The sequence below is a fragment of the Bradyrhizobium sp. STM 3566 genome (assembly GCF_045571445.1).
GTDB lineage: Bacteria > Pseudomonadota > Alphaproteobacteria > Rhizobiales > Xanthobacteraceae > Bradyrhizobium > Bradyrhizobium vignae.
Window position 1 is genome coordinate 4,678,362 of record NZ_CP120692.1, and the last position, 24,033, is coordinate 4,702,394.

Sequence of the window (24,033 nt, forward strand, 5' to 3'; positions counted from 1 at the left end):
TATCGAGCCGCAGTTGCGCCTCAAATTCAGGCAGCCAGCGACGACCGCAAGCGCCGCCAGCCAATGATGATGCCGGTGATGGAGAATGCCAGCCCGAGCGTACAGAGGCCGACGATCACGACATCACGAATGCGCGGGTGGGCCACTAAGACCGGGAAGTCGAGAGTGTGCAATGCACTGTAAAGCCAGCGGTAGGCGCGCCGCGACGGATCCAGTCTTTGCAGCATGCCGCCATCGGCGCCATCAATGTCGAACCAGAGATCGCCGCCACAGCGCGAGCGGTAGACTGGTGCACCCGGTATTGTGGAGAGCGCGGGGTAGTCGTCGTTATCAGGAAGGACGGACGGTGGGCCGCAGCCGACCGCAAGGCGCGCCGTCAGAGCCTGAATCTCGTGCACATCAAGGAATCCCGTGAGTCCATCCTGCGGCGCATCCCCTCTCCTGATCAACGTCTGACGGCCGAGGGCAACCCGATCGCGCCGATAGACGTGGCCGCGGAAGGCGAACCATTCCGCCTCGCTAGCCGCCGGAGATATTGGCTGCCGATCGAGCGACGAGGCCTCGCGCCAATCCGGGGCGGCGTTCATTGGGCCGGCCTCTGTCGCGGTCAATTGCCCGCGCGAGAACAGCCGCCCGTGATCCATCGAGAGCCAGCCGCTGAAGATCCAGGTCAGCACGAATACCGCCGTTGTCAAGCCGAGCAGGTGATGCAAGACGTGCCAGCCACGATAAGGCGAGGAGATTTGCCTCTTGTGAATCCTGATCCGCACGATCCCGAGTACAGCACCCAGCACAGCCGCGATCAGGGCCAGCAGCGATAGCGACCACACCATCCGATCCCATAGCGCCCAGTTGCTTCTCACAACGGTCGGATAGATCCAGTGCAGCACGCTGCCGGCAAGATTCCACCCGCGCTCGCGCCTCGTCGCATCCAAGACGATCTCACCGGTGAGCGACGAGACGTAGACTTCCGTCCCCGCCGCATCGCCGAGGGCCACGCGAAATAGGGGGCGATGACGATCGAAGCCGTTCGGTACGCTCCACTGATCGTAATCCGCACGGCCGACGATCGTCGCATGCGAGGCATCGATCTCGCGCTGGCGTGCATGAGCCTGCGCAACGGCCAGTGCGACATCGGCGGATTTCACCGACGCGTCGCTCCCGTCGGCCGCGCGGATCGCGCGCTGACGCGAGGGACCCGAGACGATGTAGACCGCGCCGTCGCTCCGCTGGATCAGCCGAACACGCGTGGCATCGGCGATCCCGCTCGCCGCAAACGGCATCCACGACCGAGATCCTTGCCCCGTCGCGATCCACCGGCGTGAGTCCCGAAAATCGCTCCGCTTCCGTCAGCGACGGAAACGGAACGAAGTGCATCACGATTCCACTCGCGAACCACATCGCGAACAGCAGGCAGAACGCGATCCCGAGCCAGCGATGCGAGAGGACGATCGCGCCCATCATACGCTCAAGGCCTCACCATTTGAACGCCGCCGAGATCTCGTAGGTGCGCGGCGCGCCCAGCAGGATCTGATCGGGATAGAACGGATCGCCCCAGATCGCGTAGCGCTTGTCGGTGATGTTGCGGACACGGAAGGTCAGGCGGGCCTGGTCGACGGCATTGAAGACGGTCTTCGGGATATCGACGAAGGCGTAGACGTCGCCGACCGTGTAGGCGTTCATCGTCACCGTGTTGGCGTCGGTGTTGTAGCGGTCGCCGACATGCCGGCCGACGATGCCGAGCTCTACCGGCCATGGCGTGAAGAACCGGTACGACGCACCGGCATTCGCGACGATGCGCGGCACGTTCGGCGGCGTGTTGCCGGAGAACGAGCCACCGACGAAATTGTAGTCGGCATAGCGCGCATCGACATAGGCGATGTTGCCCCACAGCCGCAGCGGCTCGATCGGTCGCACCGAGGCGGCGAGCTCGACGCCCTTCGATTCCTGCCGCCCGGCGATATTGAGCGCCTGCCCGCCGGCCGCCGCATAGACATTCTTGCGCAGGATGTCGTAGGCCGAGAACGACCATTCCGCCCGGTTGTCCCAGAACAGGTGCTTGACGCCGGTCTCGTAGGTGCGCGCGGTAGTCAGGTCGAGCGGCTGGGTCGGCCCGAGCAGGAAGATGTTGTTGGCCGCGATGTCGGCGCCAGTGGCGTACTGGCTGAAGAAGGTCAGGCCGGGAACGGCCTCCCAGGTGTAGCCGATGCGGCCGGTGACCGGCGCCCAGTCTTTCGTGAAGGGAAAGCCTGCCTTCTCCAGCCCGGTCTTGTCGGTCCAGTTGCGGTCGAGCCCGATGTGCTCGACACGCAGGCCGCCGATCAGCGCGAAGCTGCGTGTCAGCTTCAACCGGTCCTCGAACGACAGCGCTTCGTTGTCAATCCGTGCGGTCTGCCGCTGAATTGTAAGGGGGCCGTAAAAGCCCCTGTCGAAGTTTACCAGTGGGACGGAGTCGTTCGGGAAGGGGAAGGCCGCTCCGGGCCGAACAAAATCAAGAAAGCTCGACGACAAAGTCGTGACGAGGCGATTGTCGAAACCGGCGACGTTCGCGTCCCAAATCAGGTCGGTGATGTTGCCGACAAGACGCTGGCTGTGCGCGACATAGAAGCGCTCGCGATCCACTAGGTTCGTAGTGGAGTTGAACGCCTCGACTTCGTTGTTGAACCAGGTCCGTTCCGCGCCATAGCCATAGGCCTGACTCTTGAGCGTCAGGTCGGGCGCCAGCTTCAACTCGAAGCCACCCCGCAGCCACACCTCCTGCGCCACGTTGCGATTGTCGAGGACGTTGTAATTGGTGTTGAAGGTGCGGTCGTCGATCGTGATAGCGCCAAGATTGGTGTTGTTGTAGTTCGAAACGTAGTTGCCGGAGACGATCCCCGTCGTCGCATGCGAGCCGCTGAAAGCGATCGGCACCAGTGGCGCGCCCCAATAGGCCTTGCCGCGGTCCTCGCGGTACTCGATCGCACCCCAGACCTTGAGACCGTCGGAGATGCGGTAGTTGAGCTGCCCGGACACGTCGAACGTCCTAGTATAGGTGTCGTCGACAAAGCCGTTGAGCGAGGAGCGGCTGATGTCGAAGCGGTAGTCGAGGCCCCGGACGTTGGTGCTGCCGCCCGAGCCGTAATGGGCGCGGAACGAGTTCAGGGAATCGTACGAGAAATCCGCCTCGTTGCGGATCGCTCCGGTATGCGGCTGCTTGGTGACGAAGTTGATCGCGCCGCCCGCGGCGCCCTCGCCCGAGATCAGCGAGGCCGGACCTTTCAGGAATTCCACGGCCTCCAGATTGGCGGTGTCGACGATCCGCGAGGTCATGTTCTGCGGACCGATCTTGATGCCGTTGTAGAGCGTGTTGATCTGGCTGTTGGTGAAGCCGCGCATGGAGAAGGCCGAAGGTTCGGCCGGGTTGTCGCCGGAGGTGACGCCGACCGCGCCCTGCGCCACCTCGGACACGGTGCGATAACCCTGCTCGCGCATGGTTTCGGCGGAGATCACCTCGACGGTCGCGGGCGTCTGCCGCACCGTCAGTCCGAGCCGTGAGGCGCTTTCGGCCACCACATTGCTGTTGAGCGGCGTCTGCACGGCTGCGGCCGGCGCGGCGGGCTTCGGCGCTGCGGATGCCACCGGCCTGCGCACTGCCGCGCGACGCGTGCCCGGTGCGTCCCGGGCAGCCGGCTTGCGCGGTTGGGCGGGCGATACCTCGACGGGCGGCAGCGGCTCCCGGGCTTGCTGCGCCAGTGCGGCCGGCAGATCAACAACGGCAAGTAATGTGAATGCGACGGAGGCAAGCGGGAAGCGGCGCGGTCGTACGTTACGGATGGAAGACACGGTATAGGACCTCGGTATGACGTCAGTGGCACGTCACAGCGAACGAGGTCTCACCCTTGGCCTTGAGCCGTCCGATGAAGCCGAATGTCTGTACTCCCCGACCGACATCTTCGCGTGTGACCACGGCTGACGGCAGGTCTCCTGGCTCGCGGGTCATGACCGCTTCGTCGCCTTCCCGGGACCGAGGACCCAGTGGCTCGTGACGAAGGATTATCCGCTCACAGTTGCGGGGGCAGCCACGGTATTGGGGACAACGCCCCGCACCGCATTCCCTTTTCATTCCCTCTCGGGAAAACCGTCGCGAGCATCTAGGATTACCATCAGGACAGAGTCAATGTGGCAGTTGCGGCGTTGTGGCCACAGCGACCAACTTCCTTGGAGATAAGCATGGAAGGCGAGACGCTCCTCTGGTTGATCCGGCATGCGGCCGTCGAGGGCGCAGCCGGAGCGATCCATGCAGACGATGCGCGGGCCGATCTCGGCGATCACGCGGCATTGGCGGCTCTGCGGCAGCGCTTGGCGCCGGACGCCACCAGCTATGCCAGCCCGTCGCGACGCACGGTCGAGACGGCGCGCGCACTGGGGCTCGCACCGGAGTTGGTCAGCGAATTCCGCGAGCAGGATTTCGGTGACTGGACCGGTCATCGGCATGACGAGCTCGCCGCGACCGGTGGCGATGCCTATGCGCAGTTCTGGCGCGATCCGGCGCGCGGACAGCCGCCGAACGGCGAAAGCTTTATCGATCAGGTCGCGCGCGTCCGGCTGGGTCTGTCGCGGATTGGCGCAGGCTCCGCAGCGCTGGTCGTACATTCCGGCACCATCCGCGCCGCGCTCTGCATCGCGCTGGACCTGACACCGCAAGCCGCCTTGCGCTTCGTGATCGATCCGCTGTCGCTCACCCGGATCGATCGGCTCGCGAACGGCTGGCGCGTCGTTTCCGTCAATCAGCGCATCAGCTAGGCCGATCCGGTACGTTGGCCTGTGCGAACGTCGCCATTCCGTTGTGAAGCGCACAGGCCGAGCGGACCAGCGGCAGCGCGATGGCCGCACCCGATCCTTCGCCAAGCCTGAGATCGAGGCTGATCAGCGGCTGCACGTCCAGGGCCCGAAGCACGAGGCGATGCCCCAGCTCTGCCGATTGATGCGAAGGCAACAGGTAAGGCTGGCACGACGGATTGAGCCGCACTGCCGCCAGGGCCGCGACCGACACGATGAAGCCGTCGATCAGCACAGGGATGCGGCTCTGCGCGGCCGCAATGATCGCACCTGAGATCGCCGCGATCTCGAGGCCGCCGACGGCGCACAGGATCTTCTCGGCCGAGGCTCCGGCAACGCCGTGGCGTGCAATCGCCGCATCGATCACCCGCGCCTTGTGCGCGCGGCCCAATGCATCGACGCCGGTGCCGCTGCCCGCGATCTCCTCGGCGCTCACGCCGAGCAAGCTCGCCGCGATCGCCGCTGACGTGGTGGTGTTGCCAATGCCCATCTCGCCGAAGATCAGGAGATCAGGCTGGCTGGCTTCCGCACGCGCCACCGCGCGCTGGCCGGCGCCGAAGGCGTAGGCCAATTCCGTGGGCGTGAGCGCGGCCTCGACACTGAAATCGCGCGTGCCGCTGCGCGGCTTGTCGGTGACGATTCCGGGCATCTGCGCTTCGGCCAGCGTGCCGGCATCGACCACCTCGAGGTTTGAGCCCAGCTCGCGCGCCAGCACCGAGATCGCGGCGCCACCGGAGGCAAAATTCGCCATCATCGCGATGGTCACGGCTTGCGGATAGGCCGACACGCCTTGCGCGACGATGCCGTGATCGCCCGCGAAGATGATGATCGGCACGCGCGCCGCACGCGGCCGCTCAGTCGCTTGCAAGCCCGCAAGCTCGATCGCGAGCTGCTCGAGCCGGCCGAGCGCGCCGGTCGGCTTCGTCAGTTGCGCCTGCCGCGTAACGGCCGCCTCGCGATGGACTGCGGAGATCTCGGGGCAGTTCCGGTAAACCCATTCGGGAAGCATGCTGCCTCAACGCCTTCGCTTGAGAATGTAACTGTCCATGATCCAGCCGTGCCGCTCACGCGCCTCTTGCCGCGACGCGACGATGCGCGGGCCGACCTCGGCCAGCACGCCGGACATGATGATCTGATCGGGCATGCCGAGATAGGCCCCCCACCAAATGTGGAGCCCGGCCGGATCGAGCGACTGAAACGCCGTACCGCCGTCGAGCATCACCACCACGGTATCGACGCCTTGCGGCCAGCCGCCGTCGCGCAAACGCCGACCCGTCGTCACCAGGAACGGCTCGCCGATATCGTTGAGTGGTAGCGCATGCGCGGCGCACAGCGCCTGGATCGAGGTGATGCCGGGTACGACTTCGATATTCGGTAGTGGATCGAGCCGGCGCGCAATGCGTAGCGAAGAGTCGTAGAGCGATGGATCGCCCCAGATCAGCAGCGCGACCTTGCCGTCACCTTGGCGATGCCTCGCGATGGTCTGCGACCAGGTCGCGGCCACCGCATCATGCCAGTCGTCGACACCCTTGCGGTAATCAGCTTCACCGCCATCGCGCACGGGAAGATCGAATTCGGCGATGACTGCCTTGTCGCTGGCGAGCACCTCGGCGCAGATCGTCCGTCTGAGATCCGCAAGATCGGACTTCGCAGTCCCCTTGCGCGGGATCAGGACGAGATCGGCCTCATTGATGGCTTGAATCGCGGCGCGCGTGAGCTGCTCGGGATCGCCGCAACCGATACCTATCAGAGAGAGCGTGAGCATCGCGAGCGCGACGGGCGGCCGCTGCGGCCGCCCATTCGCTTGTCTCTCAGGCCGCGTTGTGCAGGCGCGGCGTGACGAGGCCGGGCGCAGTGACGCCACGCAGCGATTTCGCCAGCGCCAGCACGGCGAGATCGGCGAGCGGCTCGATCACGACGACCAGCGCATAGGATCCGGCAAACGCCGCGATGTTGGCGAGGTTGGTCGCGCCGAAGCCGGAGCCGTAAAGCGCCCAGAACGCCACCCACGCGACGATGCCGGACTGATAGGCGGTCGAGAGCGCCAGCGCTTGGCGGTATTGCAGATCGACGTAGGCGGTATTGCGCGGAATGATCCGCGTCGCGAGCGCCTGGATCGCAAACAGCGGCACCAGGAGCGTGGTGACGTTCATGCCATATTGCGGCAGGTCGGTCGGCACGAACAACACGCCCTGGAGCAAGAGGCCGAACGCGAGGCCAAAGGCTGCGGGCGCAGCACCAAACAGCAGGAATAGGGTCGAGCCGAGGATGAAGTGCACCTCGGACACGCCGACCGGGAAGTGCGGCAGGATTTGGAAGAAGGTGAAGACAAGGCCCGTGGTGGCCAAGGTGCGCGCCGCGAACGAGCCAACGCCCTGCTCGCGCACGGTTTCGGCCGCGAGCTTGAAGGCAACGCCGCCTGCGGCGATGCCGGTTGCGTAACTCAACACGAGCTTGGCGCCCGTCACGATCCCGGGTTCGATATGCATGGTTCAATTCCTTCCTGCCGTCACACCCGACGGCCTTGGCCTCGAAATTTGCAGGGCCGGTCTCCTGGCTCGCGGTTCACTGGGATTCTCCGGCCTTCCCGGACCTTGCGGCCCAGTGGCTGATCGGAGCCCCTCACCGCTTACAGTCGCGGGGGCGGCTGGGGTTTTGGGCGCCGCAATTGGGTCCGCCCACCCCCATTCCCGTTTATGCTCGGGCGCTTTGCGCCGCGTTGAGCACCATGCCTCTCTTGTGTGCCCCTTTCGTATCGCAGGCGTCAAGGGGCGACTGGCTGCGGGAGCCGTCATGACGGATATTCCCCGGCCAGCGCGCCGAACAGAATCACGGCGGCGGTGGAAGCCGCCCCACCGCGCGCAAGCTGCTCGGCGAGCTCGACAATGGTGGTGCGGACCAGCCGTTCGTCCGATCTCCCGAGAGATTCGGCGAACAGCGCCGGGGTGCTTGGCGCGAGGCCATGCGCGATCAATTTTGCGGCAAGCGCCGGAAAGGTGCGCCGGCCCATATAGACCACAGTCGTGGCCTCGGGGTCGGCCAGCGCCGCCCAATTCAGGTTTGGTGGCAATTCCCCGGTGACATCGGCCCCGGTCACGAACTGCACCCGTCGCGAGGTGTGCCGTCGGGTCAGCGGAATTCCTGCTCGCGCCGCGGCGACGCAGGCTGAGGTGACTCCGGGAACGATCTCGTAGCCGATGCCGGCCTCGCGCAGCGTTTCGATCTCTTCCTCGAGCCGGCCGAAAATGCCGGCATCGCCCGACTTCAGCCGCACCACGCGCACGCCGGTTGCGGCATAGTCGACCAGGAGACGGTTGACATGGTGCTGCTTGGTCGAAGGACGCCCGGCCCGCTTTCCCACCGCGACAAGATTGGCCCCGGGCCGCGCGAGGTCGAGGATCGCGCCGGACGCAAGGTCGTCATAGAGCACGACGTCCGCCTCGCGCAGCCGCGCGGCGCCCTTCACGGTGAGGAGCTCGGGATCGCCGGGACCGGCGGAGACGAAGGAGACAAAACCGCTCACCGGTCCTCCGCGATCAGATGAAAGAACGTGCCGGTGGCATGGCCACGGCGCGAGCCGGTCTCGGCAATGACGGTGCCGGTTGCATCGTGCACCACGGCCAGCGGCGTATCGGGTTGGGCAAGGATGGTCGAATAGTGGAACTCATGGCCGCGCAGGCGTGCGCCGGCCTCATGCCCCGGCATCGGCGCAGCCAGTTCGGCGAGGCGATAGCCCAGATGCATGCGGCGCTTGGCAAAGCTGGTCTCCAGGCCGAGCAGCCCCGCCATCTCATGGCGGACGCCGTCGGCATCGGTCAAAGCGGCACCCAGCACCATATAGCCCCCGCATTCGCCGTGCACGGGCCGCGTCTCCGCGAAGCCGCGAAGGCCGCTGCGAAAGCGCGCGTTGGCCGCGATCCTGCCGGCATGAAGCTCGGGATAGCCGCCCGGCAGCCAGCACACGTTGGCGCTTGCATCGGGTGCTTCGTCAGCCAGCGGCGAGAACGGCACTATCTCGGCGCCCGCCGCGCGCCAGGCTTCCAGCATATGCGGATAGACGAACGAGAATGCCGCATCCCGAGCCAGCGCAATGCGCTGGCCCGGCGGCGTCACATTCAAACCGTTCGTTGCAGGATGCGGCGACCATTTGGCTGCCGATTGCAGCACCGCATCGAGATCGACGTGCTCGGCGATAAAGCGCGCGGCCTCGTCGATCAGCTTGCCGATCTCCGCCTGCTCCTCGGCCTGCACGAGGCCAAGATGCCGCTTCGGCAGGCTGATCTCGGCATGGCGCGGCAGCGCGCCGAACACGGCAATGTCGACCTCGTTCAGCGCGCGCCGCACGAGGTCTTCATGACGCGGGCTGGCGACGCGGTTGAGCACGACGCCCGCAAGGCGCACGCCGGGGCGATAGTCGCGAAGGCCCGCGGCAATCGCCGCCGCCGTCTGCGCCTGTCCCGAGGGATCGATCACCAGCACCACCGGCCAGCCCAGCATCTCCGCAATGTCCGCGGTCGCACCTGTGCCGGAGACGCCACGTGCGGCGACACCGTCGAACAGGCCCATCGAGCCCTCGGCGAGCACGACGTCGGCATCGGCACCGCGGCCGACGAGGTGCGCAATGCTCACGCGATCCATCGCCCAGCTGTCGACGTTGACGGAGGCGCGCCCCGTCGCCGCGGCGTGGAACGCGGGATCGATATAGTCAGGGCCGCTCTTGAAGCACTGCACGTTCAGGCCGCGATTGCGCCAGGCGCGGGCGAGCGCCAGGGTCAGCGTGGTCTTGCCCACTCCGGAGGCAGGTGCGGAGATGACGAGGCCCGCCGCCATCACGATACCTCCGGAAAGCGCGGCTCGGCGCCGACCGGCCGATAGCGGCGGTCGTAATCGGCGGCATAGAGGCGGCTCTCGTCGAAATCCGCAGCGCCAAGCGTCTTGCCGACCAGGATCAGCGCGGTGCGCTCCATCTCGCCGCCCACGGCCGCATCGAGAGTGCCGAGTGTCGCGCGGACGATACGCTGGTCCGGCCAGCTCGCGCGCCACACGATCGCGACCGGGCAGTCCGCACCGTAGTGAGGCGTCAGCTCGGCCACGACCTGATCGAGCAGATGGATCGACAGGTGAATTGCGAGCACCGCGCCGGTCGCGGCGAATGCAGCGAGCTTCTCGCCTTCAGGCATCGCGCTGGCGCGGCCCGGCGTGCGCGTCAGCACCACGGTCTGAGCCAGGCCCGGCAAAGTCAGTTCGGCCTCCAGCGCCGCCGCCGCAGCCGAGAACGAGGGCACGCCGGGTGTCAGCGTGTAGGGAATTCCGAGCGCACGCAAACGGCGAAGTTGCTCCCCCATCGCCGACCAGATCGAGAGATCGCCGGAATGCAGCCGCGCGACGTCCTTGCCCTCGGCATGCGCGGCGGCGATCTCCGCGATGATCTCCTCGAGCGAAAGCGGCGCGGTGTTGACGATGCGCGCACCGGCCGGGCAATGCGCCAGCACGCCCGCGGGCACCAGCGAGCCCGCATAGAGGCAGACCGGACAGGCCGCGATCAGGTCGCGGCCGCGCAAGGTCAAGAGATCGGCGGCGCCAGGCCCTGCGCCGATGAAATGCACCGTCATGCGCCGTCTCCTTCGGCAATCGCCGCGGTTGCGGTGCGATCCTTCGAGACCATACGCGTCCCAATCAACCGCGCGCGAGGACCGGCGGCAGCGAGCGCCGCAGCTTCGGCGACCGATCCTGTGCCGAACTTTTCCGCGACAAGCGTCGACTGCGTCGGCGTGTCGATGCCCGCCAGCCTATCGGCCGGAACCGCCATGATCGGCACACCGCACTCACGTGCGAGCTGCTTCAGCACCTCTGCGTTGGCCTTGTCGATGACAGTTGCCACCGCCGCAAGCCCCTCGGGGCCGCCCGCCGCCAGAAGCGCTTCGCGCAGCGAAGCCAGCGTGACATCCTGTCTGAACCCGAGCCCGGCAACCTTCATCGGTTCGTACTCCACTGCACCACGGGCCGCGCGGCGTTCCACGACCGGTAGCGGCCGAGCGGAGCGGCATGGGCGATCTCGACCCGCATCAGCTCGCCGCCATGGCGCTGATGCAGCTCGCCGAGCAGCGCTTCCGTCTCCAGCGTCACGGCATGCGCGACGACTCGAGTGCCAGGCGCGAGCCGCGCCCAGACGGCGTCGAACAGCGCGCCATCGAGGCCACCGCCGATGAAGACGGCGTCCGGCGGATCCAGCGCCGCGAGAGCTTCGGGCGCTTTGCCTGCGACGACGTTGATCCGATGCTCCAGTCCGAACTCGGCCGCGTTGCTGCGGATGTTGGCAGCCCGATCGTCCCGCGCCTCGACCGCGATCGCCGTTCCGCCGCACAGCGCCCATTCGATCGAGATCGATCCCGAACCCGCGCCAACATCCCACAGCCTCCTACCGGGACACGGCGCCAGCGCCGAAAGCGCCAAGGCCCGCATCGGCCGCTTGGTGATCTGCCCGTCGTGAGCGAAGAAATCGTCCGGCAGGCCAGAGCTGCGAGACAGTCCCTGCCCTCCCTCCGCCTCCAGCGCCACCGCAATCAGGTTTCCAGCCGAAGCGCGCGTATAGCTTTCAGCGCGATATTCTCTGATGCTTTCATTCGGCCCGCCGAGCGCGGCGAGAATCCAGAATGCGGAAGCCCCCCATCCGCGCTCGCTCAGCCATCTCGCGAGGTCGCCGGCAGCCTTGGCGTCACGCACGAGACAGATGATCCGCGCCCCATGCGCCAAATGCGGCACGAGACGTTCGAAAGGCGCGGCGTGAAGTCCGAGGCAAATCACGGATTCCAGCCGCCAGCCCAGCCGCGCGGCGGCAAGCGAGAAGGTCGACGGCGCGGGGTGCGCGATCCACTCGTCACCATGGAGCTTCTCGGCGAGACTTGTCCCGGCGCCATGCCAGAACGGATCGCCTGAGGCGAGCACGGCCGTCGGCCTACCGCGACAGCTCAGCACGATGTTTGCGTCGAACGGCACGGGCCACGGGCGTCCGCGGCTGCCGACATCCGCGAGCGCAAGATGACGCTCGCCACCGAACACGGTTTCTGCCCTGGCTAGCGCCTTTCGGCTTGCTTCGGACAGCCCGGCAAGGCCATCTTCGCCGATACCGATGATCGTCAGCCAGGGATCAGCCATGACGCGCGCCCTCATTCTGGGCGGAACGAGCGACGCGAGCGTGCTCGCAACGGCGATCGCGCGCGCCGGCATTGGCGCCGTGTATTCGTACGGCGGCCGCACCCGCGCGCCGGCCGACCAGCCGCTGCCGACCCGCATCGGCGGCTTCGGCGGCGCGAGCGGCCTTGCCGACTACGTTCGTCGTGAGCGCATCACGCATGTCATCGACGCGACGCATCCATTCGCAGCCGAGATGAGCCGGAACGCGGTCGAGGCGTGCACGGAGACGGCCACGCCGCTGATTGCGCTCGAACGCGCGCCCTGGACGAAAGCGCCCGGCGACAATTGGATCGAGGTCGTCGACGTCAACGCCGCCGTCGCCGCGCTGCCCGAGGTGCCGGCAAACGTATTCCTCGCCATCGGCCGTCAGCACATCGCGCCATTCGCGACGAAGCCGCAGCACACCTATACGCTGCGCTTCGTCGATCCGCCAGCAGCGCCCCTGCCCTTCGCGGCCGATATGATCGTGTCCCGCGGCCCCTTCACCCTCGACGGAGAGCTGGAGCTGCTGCGCACACGCGGCATCGCGTGGATCGTCGCCCGCAATTCCGGCGGCGACGGCGCGCGCGCCAAGATCGACGCCGCCCGCAGGCTCGGCCTGCCCGTGATCATGATCTCGCGGCCAGAACTGCCCGCGCGGTTGCGGGTGGAGAGCGTCGTCGAGGTGATGCAGTGGCTCGGTCATCGCACCTGCCTCGGTGCATAGATCCAGCGGCCGACGCGGCGCGTCTGCGAGTTGCCGACGATCACCAGCGTGCGCATGTCGGCCATTTCGGGCCGGGCCTCGTTCAGCGTCACGGTCTCGATCTTCTCGTCGGCAGCACTGATCGCACGCGCGAAGATCACCAGGCGCTCGCCGCAGCCGGCTTCCCGAAGCACCGCAAGCGCGCGGCCAAATCCTTCTGGCCGGCTCGCCGAGCGCGGATTGTACATCGCGATGGCGAAATCGGCTTCCGCAGCGAGTCGAAGACGCTTCTCGATCACCGTCCACGGCTTGAGATTGTCGGAGAGATTGATCGCGCAAAAATCATGGCCGAGCGGCGCGCCGGTGCGGGCGGCCGCCGCCAGCATCGCGGTGATGCCGGGCAGCACACGGATCGGCAGGTCCTGCCATTGCGGCGTCTGCTCGAGCGCCTCGAACACCGCGGAGGCCATCGCGAATACGCCGGGATCGCCGGAGGAAACGACCACGACCTGTCTGCCCTCAGCAGCTAGCCGCAGCGCTTCGCTCGCACGCTGCAGCTCCTCGCGATTGTCAGATGGATGCAGCTCGAGCCCGGCCCGCGGCGGCACGCGTGCGACATAGGGCGCATAGCCCAGAATGTCGGTGGCGGCGGCAAGCGCCGCCGAGACTTCCGGCGTCACCAGCGTGTCGCTGCCCGGCCCGAGGCCCGCGATGGTCAGCGTGCCCGTCATTCGGCAGCGTCCAGATGCCGGCCCTTGCCGTGCACGAGCACGATCGCGAAGTAAGGGCAATCGGCAGCATCGATCTCGGCGAGCCGCACCACGCGCTCGCCCGGCATGGTGCCGCGCTCGACCAGCCAGGCGTCATCCAGCCTGCCTGCGGAGCGAAGCGCGCGTTGCACCTTTGCGAGATTACGGCCGGTCTTCATGACGACGAGCGCATCGGAATCGCGCATGCGCCGCTCGAGCTCGTCTTCGGCGAGCGTGCCCATCAGCACCGTCGTCACGTCATCGCCGAGCGCGATCGGCTGTCCAACGCCATTCCAGCAGCCGACCATCCCGGGAATTCCGGCGATCACCTCGATCTCGACGCGGCCTTGCAGGCGCGTGTGCAGATGCATGAAGGAGCCGTAGAAGTAGGGATCGCCCTCGCAGAGCACGACGACGTCGACCGCGCGCGAAAGCCGCGCCAGGCGCTCGGCCCATTCGTCGTAGAAGCCGGCGAGCATTTGCACGTAGTCAGGACTGTCGAAGGCGATCTCGGTCGTGACCGGATATTCCATGGGATATTCGGTGACGCCGGCAGCGAGCATGCCCTCGACGATGCGGCGCGCCTGCCCCGGCCTGCCCTTCTTGCGGAAATAGGCGACGTGCTGCGCGCCGCGCACCGTGCGATCGGCGCGCACGCTCATCAGATCGGGATCGCCTGGGCCGAGACCGCAGCAGATGATGCGTCCCATGGCTATTCGCTCCGGCTCGCCAGCGCGTTGACGGCGGCGACCGTGATCGCGGAGCCGCCGAGGCGCCCTTCGACCGTCAGTGCCGGCGCCGGCGGATCGGCCATCAGCGCGGCCTTGGATTCGGCGGCGCCGACGAAGCCGACGGGGCAGCCGATGATCGCTGCCGGCCGCGGGCAGTCGCGATCCTCCAGCATGTTGAGCAGATGAAACAGCGCGGTCGGCGCATTGCCGATCGCGACGATCGCGCCGCCCAGATGCGGCCGCCACAGCTCCAGTGCGGCGGCCGAACGTGTGTTGCGCATGGAGTGCGCGAGCGCAGGAACGGACTCGTCTCCGAGCGTGCAGATCACGGCATTGGCCGCAGGCAATCTGGCACGCGTGATGCCCTCCGAGACCATGCGCGCATCGCACAGGATCGGCGCGCCCTTCTGCAAGGCCGCGCGCGCGGCGATCGCCATGCCCGGCGTGAAGCGGATATGCGCCTCGAGGCCGACCATGCCGGCAGCGTGGATCATCCGCACCACCACCGGCTCCTCGTCGGGCGTAAAGCGCGCAAGATCGGCCTCGGCCCGAATGGTGGCAAAGGATTGCCGGTAGATCGCCGCGCCGTCGGTCTCGTAGCTGTGCGGCATCAGTTCCCTCCGACCAGGATGGAGGGATCGCTGACGATATCCGCGCCGCTCAGCCCGCGCAGCACCGGCTCATCGCGCGTCGAGCCATCGCGGACGAGATCGAATCCGGCGCGCGTCGCGATCAGCGTGACCGCAGCCGTTCCGGAATGGGCGCAGCCCTTGCGGCAGCCGGAAACGTGGAGCCGCCCATCGGCGGCAATGCGCGGGGCGAGCGCTGCTGCGAGCGCGCGCGTATCGGCATGGGCTTCCCGGCAGCGCGGCGCGCCGCTGCAGGCTATGACGCGCAGCGCCGGATCATACGGCTCGGTGATGAGGCCCGCCCCGCTCGGCATCTCGCGATTGCCCTCGCTGAGCACCATCCGCCAGGGAGTCATGCGCAGCGCATGTCCGTAACCTGAGAACTGACGGAGCGTCGCGTGCAGCATTTGTCCGAATGCGACGCCAACCATCGCGCCTTGCGGATAGGGCCCGGGCCGCGCTGCGGCCATCACGGGCGCAGGCTCGGTCTCGCCGCGCAGCGATTGAGGCAACGTCGCGCCGGATGCGATGTGGGCTGCCATGCGCCCTCGCCCACCCCTCGCGCCGCCGGAGATGAGGAACCAGCTTGCGAGCGCCAGCGCCGCGCTCACGGCCTGTCCGCGTTCGACGCAGCGGCCGAGCCTTGCGCCGTCGGCCCGCACAAGGAGGCGGCCCGAGCGGTCGCGCTCGATGCGGATGTCGGCGGAATCGCCGGCCAGAACGCGCGATCGGCCATCGTCGACGGCGAAGCCGAACTTGGTGGGAAGCACGAGGCCGGATTCGGCGAGCGCCTCCTCGAGCTCCGCGGCGAGCGACTGCGTTTCGTCGCCGCTGCTCCAGAACGGCGTCACCAGGATGTTGCGCCTGGCCTCGATATCGGCGTCGGGATCGAGCAGCGCCAGTTGCGCAAGGCCATCGAGCAGCGGCCGATGGCCATCCTCCTTGACGCCCCTGATCTGGAGATTGGCCCGGCTTGTGAGGTCGATCAGGCCGTTGCCGAATCGCTCTGCCAGATCCGCAAGCCCGGAGATCTGTGGTGCTTCAAGGCGCCCGCCAAACGGACGCACACGGACCACGAGCCCGTCGCCCGACAGCATCGGACGCAGCGCGCCGGGACACCAGCCCTTGACTGCCGCCGCGCTCATGAGGCCTCCCGCAGTGCCGCCGCGATCGAATTGCGGCGGGTTCGCCAGAGTGAAGCTTCATGCAGGCGGGTGAAGCACGTCTCCATCGCGGCAAGGGCCGCCGGATTTTCGCGGGCCATGAAGGCGCGGACCTCGTCGTTGCCGAATGTCGCGTCGTAATAGAGATCGAACAAATGCGGCGGCACGGCGCCGGCGAGATGGGCGAAGGCGGCCATGTGCTCCAGCGTCGCGGTGATCTCGGCGGCGCCACGAAAACCGTGACGCATCATGCCGGCGATCCAGGCCGGATTGGCCGCGCGTGCCCGGACGACACGTGAAATTTCCTCCGTCAGCGTGCGCGCATGCGGCTCGTTGGGCCGTGTCGCATCGAGATGATAGAGCGAAGGCGCGCCTTCACCGAGGTGAGCTGCAGCCGCAGCGACGCCTGCTTCATGCGCGGCGTAGTCGGCGGCGAGCAGAAGGTCGGTTTCGGGCAAGTCCTGGATATGGACAAAAGCGTCCGCGGATGCGAGCCGCGATTCGATGCCTGCGCGATCCGGCTGCATTGTACCATCCACCGAGAATGCCCAGGACGACGCCGACAGCCACGCTTCGCCGGCTGCTTCGCGGGTCTCGGGCGTGAAGGCATCCGGGATCGCGGAAAGGCCGACGCCGTATTGTCCGGGACGCGGCGCGAACACGCGGGAGGTGCGTTGGCGATACGGGTTCTCATCGCCCTCCTCGTCGCGCGCCGCGAGCGCCTCGGAGGCGGCTTCGAACAATTGCGCAAGGCCTGCGAAGACATCGCGGAACAGGCCCGACACCCGCAGCGTGACGTCGATGCGGGGGCGACCGAGCTCGGCCGGCGCGATGATATCGTAACCGGTGACGCGGCCGGAAGCGTGATCCCAGCGCGGCGCAAGGCCGGCCAGATGCAGCGCCATCGCGAACTCCTCGCCCGCGGTACGCATCGTCGCCGAGCCCCAGAGATCGACGACGAGGCCCTTCGGCCAATCGCCGTGATCCTGCAGATGGCGGCGCAGCAGCTCTTCGGCGAGCTTGATTCCTTGCGCATGCGCCGACGGCGTCGGCACCGCGCGCGGATCGACGGCGAAGAGATTGCGCCCGGTCGGCAAGAAGTCCTGACGTCCGCGATAGGGTGAGCCCGACGGCCCCGGCGCAACGCGCCGGCCTGCCAGCGCAGCGAGCAGCGCATCCCGCTCCGCCTCGCCGCAGGCGCCGCGGCCGAACACGTGCAGGCCGTCGCCGAACTGGCTTTCCTTGAGGTCGCAGACGAAGCGATCGATCCGCGGAATGGCTTCGGCCGGTGCTGCCGATGCATCGAGGCCGAGATCCTCTTCGAGGCCGGCCGCTCGCGCCTCGTCGCGGATCGCCGCGATCAGGCGCTGGCGACGGGCGGGATCGAGACCATCGGCGGTCGAATATTCGTCAAGGAGCCGTTCGAGTCGGCGCAGCCCTTCCGGCACGGCGGAGCTTTCGAGGGGCGGCGGCAGATGGCCGATCGTCACCGCTCCGATGCGCCGCTTGGCCTGCGCGGCCTCGCCGGGATCGTTGACGATGAAGGGATAGATGACGGGGAGATCGCCGATCAATGCCTCCGGCCAGCAGCTCGTTGACAGCGCCACGGATTTTCCCGGCAACCACTCCAGCGTACCATGCGCGCCCATATGTACGACGGCATCACAGCCCTGCTGCCTGAGCCAGAGGTAGAACGCGACATAGGCATGGCGCGGTGTGCGGGCAAGATCGTGATAATCGGCATCGCGCGTGGCCGCATCGCCGCGCTCGGGCTGAACTGCGATAATCGACTGGCCGCACGCGATGCCGGCGAAATGGAATACGTCATCGCGGCAGCTCGGATCATCCTCCGGCCCGCCCCAGGCACGCGCGAGATCGTCCTGCAAGGATTGCGGCAGGCGCGACAGCCCTGCGCGATAATCGGCGATGCTCCAAGTCAAACTCTGCTGCAACAGTTTCTCGCCAAGCGCATCGACCGGCGCAACGTCGAAGCCGACCTCCGCGAGATCGGAGATCAACGCCTCGACCGATGCCAGCGCATCGAGACCAACGGCGTGCGCGATCTGGTGCGGCCGGCCCGGATAGTTCGACAGCACGATCGCCAACCGCTTCTCACCGACAGGCTTCACCGCAAGGCGCCGCCAGGCCGCGACGCGCGCGCCAACGGCGTCGACGCGCTCCTCGTCAGGCCTGTGCGCCAGATGCGAAAACTGCAGATCGGGATCGCGCATCTCAGCCGATTTGAAGCTCACCACGCCGGCGAACAGGCGGCCGTCGACCTCGGGCAGCACGACATGCATCGCGAGATCGCCGGGCGACAGGCCGCGCAGCGATTCCGCCCAATCCTCGCGCCGCGCCGTCGAGAGCGCGACCTGGAATATTGGACAGGACGCGGCATCGAACGGCGTCGTGCCGTCATCGCCGAGAGCCGAGAACGCGGTCGCATTGACGATGGCCGCCGCAGGATGCCGCGCCAGATGCGCGCGCAGCCAGTCGGCAACGCCCGGCGCCTTCAGCGAGGTGACGAACACGCCGTACGCGTCAAATCCCTTCTCGCGCAGCGCGGCGATTAAGGCGTCGACCGGCCCGGTATCGGCGGCCGTGAGATAGGAGCGATAGAACGTCACGAGTGCGCGCGGCTTGCCCTCGCCGCCTGCCGGCGCAGCAATGACGCCGCGCACGGGATCATAAAAGCCCATCTCGGGCACGGTCATCTCCCCGATGACCGGTCCGGCATAGAGAGCTGAGGCCAGCGCAAGCTGCGCAATCGCGGCTTGCGCTGCGACCGGGCCGCCGGTGTCGCAGAGTACCTTGAGCCGCCGTAGCGTCGAGACCGGCAACGTCGAATACTCATCGAGCCGCGGGTCATCGCGGCCGTCGGCCGGCAGCACGGCGAGCACGATGTTGCGGTCCTTCGCGAGTTGCTGAAGCGCCGCCAGCCCGTACGCCCAATAGGACTCCCCGCCGATCAGACGCACCAATATGCCGCGGGCCTGCGACAGCGTGCGCTCGATGTATGTGTCGACCGACAGCGGATGACGCAGTTCGGCGAGATTGGCGAGCCGCAGCGACGGCAGGCTGCCCCGGCCACGCCGCCAGCCGGCCGCGAACGCGGCGAGATCGGAATCCGAATACGAGAGCACCACGAGATCGGCCGGGTCCTGGCCGATGTCTCTTGGCGTCGCGGTCTCCTCGAGACCGCGGCTCTCGCGGAAGACGACGTGCATCAGATACCAGATCCTGAAAGAGCAAGTCCTGCCCTGATCGCGGCCTCGTCGATGTCGCCATGCTCGCCGATCACGACGAGCTTTGACTGTCTGAGACCTGCGCCCCAGGGCCTGTCGAACTGATGGCGCACGCGCTCTCCGACCGCCTGCAGCAACAGCCGCATCGGCTTGCCGGCGACCGCGATGTAGCCCTTGGCGCGCAGCACGTTCTGCTCGCGGGCGAGCTTCTGGACGGATGCGACCAACGCATCGACGTCCGCCACTTCCGGAAGATCGATCACGACAGAGGCGAAATCGTCGTGCTCGTGCTCCTCTTCGCCGTCATGATGCGAGGGGCGCGCGGCGAGGTCGTTCTCCGCGGCAGCGCCGATGCCGAGGATGACGCGCGCATCGATCGCGCCGTCGGTGATCGGCAGCATGGGCACGCGGCGCGGCATCTCGGCAGCGATCGCGGCCTTTGCGGCTTCGATGCCCGCCGCGCCCGCAAGATCAGCCTTGGTCAGCAGCACGATATCGGCGCAGGCGATCTGGTCCTCGAACACTTCCGACAGCGGCGTCTCGTGATCCAGATTTTCGTCCGCCGCGCGCTGCGCTTCGACGGCCGCCGGATCTGGCGCGAACCGGCCGGCCGCGACAGCCTCGGCATCGGCCAGCGCGATCACGCCATCGACCGTGATGCGCGAGCGGATCTCCGGCCAGTCGAACGCCTTGAGCAACGGCTTCGGCAGCGCCAGGCCCGAGGTCTCGATCAGGATGTGATCGGGCCGCACCGGGCGCGCCAGCAATTGCTCCATGGTCGGAATGAAATCGTCGGCCACGGTGCAGCAGATGCAGCCATTGGCGAGCTCGACGATGTTCTCCTCCGGGCAATTGGCGTCGGCGCAGGATTTCAGGATCTCGCCATCGACCCCCTCGCTGCCGAACTCGTTGACGAGCACGGCGAGCTTCTTGCCGTTGGCATTGGTCAGCAGATGCTGGATCAGCGTGGTCTTGCCGGAGCCGAGAAAACCAGTGACCACCGTGACCGGGACTTTTGCGAGCGAGTTCATTCAGCGGCCTCCGGCACGACGGCAATGGGGGGAATGCGGGCAAGCGATTGCTTGCGGAAGATTTCCGGCCGGCTGCGCCAGGGCACGATGCCATCAGGCGCGGCGGCATAGGCCGCAGCACCTGCGACCACGTCACGCGCATTCGCATCCGACAGACGGCCATAGACATAGGACCAGCGGCCGGGCGCGCTGAGCGCGACCGAGCAGCCCTGGCTGCAGGCCGACAGGCATTCGACGGGAACCACGCTGACGCCATCGGGCACGCCGGCCTCGAGGATCGCACCATGCAGGCGCTTGCCAGGCGTCGTGTCGCCGTCGCCGAGCGTCTGGCCGGCGCGGCAGGTGATGCAGACGTGAAGTGTGACGGTCATCGCCTCTTCCAGGATAAACAGCGGGAGGCGATGAGGCGCGCGGACCGTTCTCCTGAGGGCCCGCTTCCCCGTCGCGGAACACCCCGTCCGCCGGTCCAAAACACGTTCGCGCTGGCAGGTCTCCCGGCTTGCGGAGCAGGGTTTTCACCCTTCGATCCCCGCCTTCCCGATTCCCAAGGGAATCAGTGGCTTCGGGCATCTCTCCGGTCACGGTCGCGGGGGCGGCTGCATTTTGGACCCAAATCTTGCCGATTCGGCCCCTATCGCATTCCCTCTTCGCCTGTCATAGGACAGGAACCAACGCCCGGCCACCATTTGCCGGTGGCCGCCACTTGTCAAGCCGAAGGACCGGGACCGATGACGCCTGAACCGGATACCCAAACAGCTGAGGAAACCGACACCCGGCACGCCCAGAAAATGGCGAAGAAGAAGGCTGCCCGCGACAAGATCATGGCGACCAAGGGCGGTGAAAAGGGCCTCATCATCGTCCACACCGGCGCCGGCAAGGGAAAATCCTCCTCTGCCTTCGGCATGATCGTCCGCTGCGTCGCCCACGGCTTGCCCTGCGCGGTCGTGCAGTTCATCAAGGGCGCCTGGGATACCGGCGAGCGACGCCTGCTCACCGGCCATTTCGGCGATCTCTGCCAGTTCCACGCCATGGGCGAAGGCTTCACCTGGGAGACGCAGGACCGCGCCCGCGACATCGCCGCCGCACGCGCCGGCTGGGAGAAGGCCAAGGAGCTGATCCTCGACGAGCACTTGCGCATGGTCGTGCTCGACGAGATCAACATTGCGCTGCGCTACGACTATCTCGACATCGCCGAGGTCGTCGAGTTCCTGAGGACGCAGAAGCCGCCGATGACGCATGTCGTGCTCACCGGACGCAACGCCAAGGACGAGCTGATCGAGATCGCGGACCTCGTGACCGAGATGACGCTGGTCAAGCACCCCTTCCGCTCCGGCATCAAAGCGCAGGCCGGCGTCGAGTTCTGAAGGCATGACGGCGCGCGCATTGATGATCCAGGGCGCCGGCTCGGACGTGGGCAAATCGCTCATCGTCGCCGGCCTTGCCCGCGCCTTCACGCGCCGCGGCCTGCGCGTGCTCCCGTTCAAGCCGCAGAACATGTCCAACAATGCCGCCGTCACCGTCGATGGCGGCGAGATCGGCCGCGCCCAGGCGCTCCAGGCGCTCGCCGCCAGCGTCGAGCCGCACACCGACATGAACCCGGTGCTGCTCAAGCCCGAGACCGACGTCGGCGCACAAATCGTCGTCCACGGCAAGCGCATCGCAACTGCGCGAGCTCGCGACTATGCCGCAATGAAGCCCTCGCTGATGAGCGCGGTGTTGGAGAGTTTTGAGCGCCTGAAGGCGCGCGCCCATCTCGTGCTGGTGGAAGGCGCCGGCAGTCCGGCGGAGGTGAACCTGCGCAAGTCCGACATCGCCAATATGGGCTTCGCCCGCAAGGCGGACGTGCCGGTGGTGCTGATCGGCGACATCGATCGCGGCGGCGTCATCGCCCAGCTCGTCGGCATCAAGACGGTGATCGACCCCGACGATGCCGCGATGATCTGTGGCTTTGTCATCAACAAGTTCCGCGGCGACCCCACGTTGTTCGACGACGGCTACAGGCTGATCGAACAGAAGACGTCGTGGCGTGGCCTCGGCGTGCTGCCCTGGTTCGCGCGCGCCGGCGAGCTGCCAGCCGAGGACGCGCTGGGCCTGAGCGATGCGCGCAAGCCGGGCCAGTGCAAGATCGCCTGCCTCGCACTGTCGCGCATTGCCAATTTCGACGATCTCGATCCGCTCAAGCTCGAACCAGGCGTCGATCTCGTCATGGTCCGTCCGGGCGAAGCAATTCCCGGCGATGTCAGGCTTGTCATCATTCCCGGCTCGAAATCCACCCGCGGCGATCTCGCCTTCCTGCGCGCGCAGGGCTGGGACATCGATCTGCTCGCGCACCATCGTCGCGGCGGCCATGTGCTCGGCCTCTGCGGCGGCTATCAGATGCTCGGCCGCAGCGTGGCCGATCCCGACGGCATCGAAGGTCCCGCAGGCGACACGCCGGGCCTCGGGCTTCTCGATGTCGAGACCGTGATGAGCCCGCAGAAGACGCTGACGCGCGTCGCGGCCGCGCATGCCGTCACAGAGCAGCCGATCGAGGCCTATGAGATCCACATCGGCCGCACCGACGGCCCCGATCGCGTCCGCCCGTTCGCGAAGCTGAATGGCGAGCCGGAAGGCGCGATCTCGCCGGATGGCCGCGTGCAAGGCAGCTATCTGCATGGCCTGTTCACGTCGGATGATTTCCGCAAGGCATTTTTGGCCAAGCTCGACATTCCCGCGGGCGAAGAGCCCTATCATGCCAGGGTCGGGAGCGCGCTCGAGGCGCTGGCCGATCACATCGAAAAGCATCTCGACATCGAAGGCCTGCTCGCGCTAGCGCGCTAGGACCTCGCCAAGGCGCGCCCATTCGGCTTCGCTGCCGGGAAGCCCGAGGCGCAGCCATGCTGGCGTTTGCGCAAAGACGCGGGACCATATCTGGCCACGCGCGAGCCTCTCCTGCGCGGCCAGCGCGTCGGGGGTCTGGTAAAGACGAAACAGCGGCGTCCCGCCGACGAGCGGCCAGCCTTGCGACAGCACCATGGTGTCGAGACGAACACAGTCGCGGGCGAGCCGCGCCGACGTGGCCTCGGCCCAGGCATCATCGCGCAAAGCCCGGCAGCCGATCGCAATCGCCGCGCCCGACACCGGCCATGGACCCGTCATCGCCGTAAGCTTCACAACGTCGGCCGCATTGCCGATTGCGAAGCCAAGCCGGAGGCCGGCAAGACCATAAAATTTTCCGAACGAGCGCAGCACCAATAGTCCCGGTCGATCCGCTTCCGGCGCAAGCGATAATTGCGGAACGGCATCGGCAAAGCTCTCGTCGATCACGAGGCGGCCGACACGCGGCAGCAGTGCGAGCAGATCCTTTGGAGAATGACACCGGCCATCGGGATTGTTGGGATTGACGATGATGGCGAGATCCGCGCCCGCCAGCGCATCGAGCTCCGCCACCTCCTGGACATCCCAGCCTGCAGCCGACAGCACCCCTGCATATTCATTGTAGGTCGGCGCAAGGATGCGCGCGCGACCGGACGACGTCAGGCGTGGCAGCAATTGAATGGCGGCTTGCGCGCCGCCCATCGCAACGACCGGTGCACGCGTGCGATAGGCCTGCCGCGCGGCCTGATGCAAGGCATCGATCTCGGCGCGCGACGGCAGCGCGCTCCACGCGCGCGAGTTCACCTCGCCCACGGGATAAGGCAACCGATTGATCCCCGTCGACAGATCGATCCAATCCTCCGCGCGGCCGCCAAACCGCTGCTGGGCCAGATCGAGATTTCCACCGTGCTCGCGCATGCCTCGTTCTG

21 protein-coding genes, 1 pseudogene and 3 riboswitches are annotated in these 24,033 nt (G+C 67.0%); of the genes and pseudogenes, 4 read left to right on the top strand and 18 right to left on the bottom strand.

All coding sequences use genetic code 11. The features are described from left to right. Positions 1-26: 26 nt before the first annotated feature. Positions 27-1,464: pseudogene (locus P6U27_RS22680) on the bottom strand (PepSY domain-containing protein). A 12-nt stretch (positions 1,465-1,476) separates the two neighbouring features. Beyond that, positions 1,477-3,825, bottom strand: coding sequence for a TonB-dependent receptor (locus P6U27_RS22685; RefSeq protein ID WP_407192662.1), 2,349 nt, complete (start codon positions 3,823-3,825; stop codon positions 1,477-1,479). A gap of 113 nt (positions 3,826-3,938) precedes the next feature. Beyond that, positions 3,939-4,140, bottom strand: a riboswitch (cobalamin riboswitch). Between the two features lie 72 nt (positions 4,141-4,212). Here P6U27_RS22685 and P6U27_RS22690 point away from each other — a divergent pair. Beyond that, positions 4,213-4,785 (top strand): histidine phosphatase family protein, encoded by a 573-nt coding sequence (locus P6U27_RS22690; RefSeq protein ID WP_407192663.1) that lies wholly within the window; start codon positions 4,213-4,215, stop codon positions 4,783-4,785. Here P6U27_RS22690 and cobT read toward each other — a convergent pair. From cobT to cbiE, 8 genes are all read right to left on the bottom strand, one after another. After that, a complete protein-coding gene (gene cobT, locus P6U27_RS22695) occupies positions 4,778-5,830 on the bottom strand; it encodes a nicotinate-nucleotide--dimethylbenzimidazole phosphoribosyltransferase (protein WP_407192664.1) in 1,053 nt (350 codons plus the stop codon). The genes P6U27_RS22690 and cobT overlap by 8 nt on opposite strands. A gap of 6 nt (positions 5,831-5,836) precedes the next feature. Continuing rightward, positions 5,837-6,586: a precorrin-6A synthase (deacetylating) gene (gene cobF / locus P6U27_RS22700; RefSeq protein ID WP_122403984.1), complete on the bottom strand. Its 750-nt coding sequence runs from the start codon at positions 6,584-6,586 to the stop codon at positions 5,837-5,839. Between the two features lie 46 nt (positions 6,587-6,632). After that, positions 6,633-7,310: an energy-coupling factor ABC transporter permease gene (locus P6U27_RS22705; protein ID WP_122403985.1), complete on the bottom strand. Its 678-nt coding sequence runs from the start codon at positions 7,308-7,310 to the stop codon at positions 6,633-6,635. A 36-nt stretch (positions 7,311-7,346) separates the two neighbouring features. Beyond that, positions 7,347-7,567, bottom strand: a riboswitch (cobalamin riboswitch). Between the two features lie 45 nt (positions 7,568-7,612). After that, positions 7,613-8,344 (bottom strand): uroporphyrinogen-III C-methyltransferase, encoded by a 732-nt coding sequence (gene cobA / locus P6U27_RS22710; RefSeq protein WP_122403986.1) that lies wholly within the window; start codon positions 8,342-8,344, stop codon positions 7,613-7,615. After that, positions 8,341-9,651 (bottom strand): cobyrinate a,c-diamide synthase, encoded by a 1,311-nt coding sequence (locus tag P6U27_RS22715; protein ID WP_407192665.1) that lies wholly within the window; start codon positions 9,649-9,651, stop codon positions 8,341-8,343. The genes cobA and P6U27_RS22715 overlap by 4 nt, the downstream gene beginning before the upstream one ends. After that, the gene (gene cobM / locus P6U27_RS22720) at positions 9,651-10,433 is read right to left on the bottom strand and encodes a precorrin-4 C(11)-methyltransferase (protein WP_122403988.1); all 783 of its coding nucleotides are present in this window, start codon (positions 10,431-10,433) and stop codon (positions 9,651-9,653) included. Before cobM ends, P6U27_RS22715 begins: the two co-directional genes overlap by 1 nt. Beyond that, positions 10,430-10,798, bottom strand: a complete 369-nt coding sequence (locus P6U27_RS22725; RefSeq protein ID WP_162500344.1) for a cobalamin biosynthesis protein — start codon at positions 10,796-10,798, stop codon at positions 10,430-10,432. The genes cobM and P6U27_RS22725 overlap by 4 nt, the downstream gene beginning before the upstream one ends. Beyond that, the gene (gene cbiE, locus P6U27_RS22730) at positions 10,795-11,976 is read right to left on the bottom strand and encodes a precorrin-6y C5,15-methyltransferase (decarboxylating) subunit CbiE (RefSeq protein ID WP_407192666.1); all 1,182 of its coding nucleotides are present in this window, start codon (positions 11,974-11,976) and stop codon (positions 10,795-10,797) included. The genes P6U27_RS22725 and cbiE overlap by 4 nt, the downstream gene beginning before the upstream one ends. Between cbiE and P6U27_RS22735 the strand changes: the two genes are divergently transcribed. Then, on the top strand, positions 11,975-12,721 hold the full coding sequence (locus P6U27_RS22735) for a cobalt-precorrin-6A reductase (RefSeq protein ID WP_129144285.1): 747 nt from the start codon (positions 11,975-11,977) through the stop codon (positions 12,719-12,721). The genes cbiE and P6U27_RS22735 overlap by 2 nt on opposite strands. Here the strand turns inward: P6U27_RS22735 and cobJ are convergent. Genes cobJ through P6U27_RS22770 form a run of 7 tightly spaced genes read right to left on the bottom strand, consistent with a single transcriptional unit; the run spans position 12,697 to position 20,619 of the window. Continuing rightward, the gene (gene cobJ, locus P6U27_RS22740; protein WP_407192667.1) at positions 12,697-13,431 is read right to left on the bottom strand and encodes a precorrin-3B C(17)-methyltransferase; all 735 of its coding nucleotides are present in this window, start codon (positions 13,429-13,431) and stop codon (positions 12,697-12,699) included. The two genes, P6U27_RS22735 and cobJ, sit on opposite strands and share 25 nt — an antisense overlap. Next, complete coding sequence (locus P6U27_RS22745) at positions 13,428-14,159, bottom strand: precorrin-2 C(20)-methyltransferase (protein WP_122403992.1); 732 nt, start codon at positions 14,157-14,159, stop codon at positions 13,428-13,430. The genes cobJ and P6U27_RS22745 overlap by 4 nt, the downstream gene beginning before the upstream one ends. A 2-nt stretch (positions 14,160-14,161) precedes the next feature. After that, positions 14,162-14,791: a precorrin-8X methylmutase gene (locus P6U27_RS22750; RefSeq protein WP_407192668.1), complete on the bottom strand. Its 630-nt coding sequence runs from the start codon at positions 14,789-14,791 to the stop codon at positions 14,162-14,164. Beyond that, positions 14,791-15,954, bottom strand: a complete 1,164-nt coding sequence (cobG, locus tag P6U27_RS22755) for a precorrin-3B synthase (protein ID WP_407192669.1) — start codon at positions 15,952-15,954, stop codon at positions 14,791-14,793. Before cobG ends, P6U27_RS22750 begins: the two co-directional genes overlap by 1 nt. Next, the gene (gene cobN, locus P6U27_RS22760; RefSeq protein ID WP_407192670.1) at positions 15,951-19,199 is read right to left on the bottom strand and encodes a cobaltochelatase subunit CobN; all 3,249 of its coding nucleotides are present in this window, start codon (positions 19,197-19,199) and stop codon (positions 15,951-15,953) included. Before cobN ends, cobG begins: the two co-directional genes overlap by 4 nt. Continuing rightward, positions 19,199-20,248 carry a cobalamin biosynthesis protein CobW gene (gene cobW / locus P6U27_RS22765; protein WP_122403996.1) on the bottom strand — a complete coding sequence of 350 codons (1,050 nt, stop codon included), beginning with the start codon at positions 20,246-20,248 and terminating at the stop codon, positions 19,199-19,201. Before cobW ends, cobN begins: the two co-directional genes overlap by 1 nt. Next, complete coding sequence (locus P6U27_RS22770; protein WP_407192671.1) at positions 20,245-20,619, bottom strand: DUF1636 family protein; 375 nt, start codon at positions 20,617-20,619, stop codon at positions 20,245-20,247. Before P6U27_RS22770 ends, cobW begins: the two co-directional genes overlap by 4 nt. Positions 20,620-20,714: 95 nt before the next feature. Then, positions 20,715-20,936: riboswitch (cobalamin riboswitch) on the bottom strand. 40 nt (positions 20,937-20,976) lie between these two features. On the opposite strand from P6U27_RS22770, the gene cobO reads away from it, so the two are divergent. Together cobO and P6U27_RS22780 are read left to right on the top strand one after the other, a co-directional pair. Next, entirely contained in the window at positions 20,977-21,612 is a 636-nt protein-coding gene (gene cobO, locus P6U27_RS22775; protein WP_407192672.1) for a cob(I)yrinic acid a,c-diamide adenosyltransferase, read from the top strand. A gap of 4 nt (positions 21,613-21,616) precedes the next feature. Then, positions 21,617-23,068, top strand: coding sequence for a cobyric acid synthase (locus P6U27_RS22780; protein WP_407192673.1), 1,452 nt, complete (start codon positions 21,617-21,619; stop codon positions 23,066-23,068). Here P6U27_RS22780 and cobD read toward each other — a convergent pair. Continuing rightward, entirely contained in the window at positions 23,057-24,022 is a 966-nt protein-coding gene (gene cobD / locus P6U27_RS22785; protein ID WP_407194475.1) for a threonine-phosphate decarboxylase CobD, read from the bottom strand. The genes P6U27_RS22780 and cobD overlap by 12 nt on opposite strands. Between the last annotated feature and the right edge of the window lie 11 nt (positions 24,023-24,033).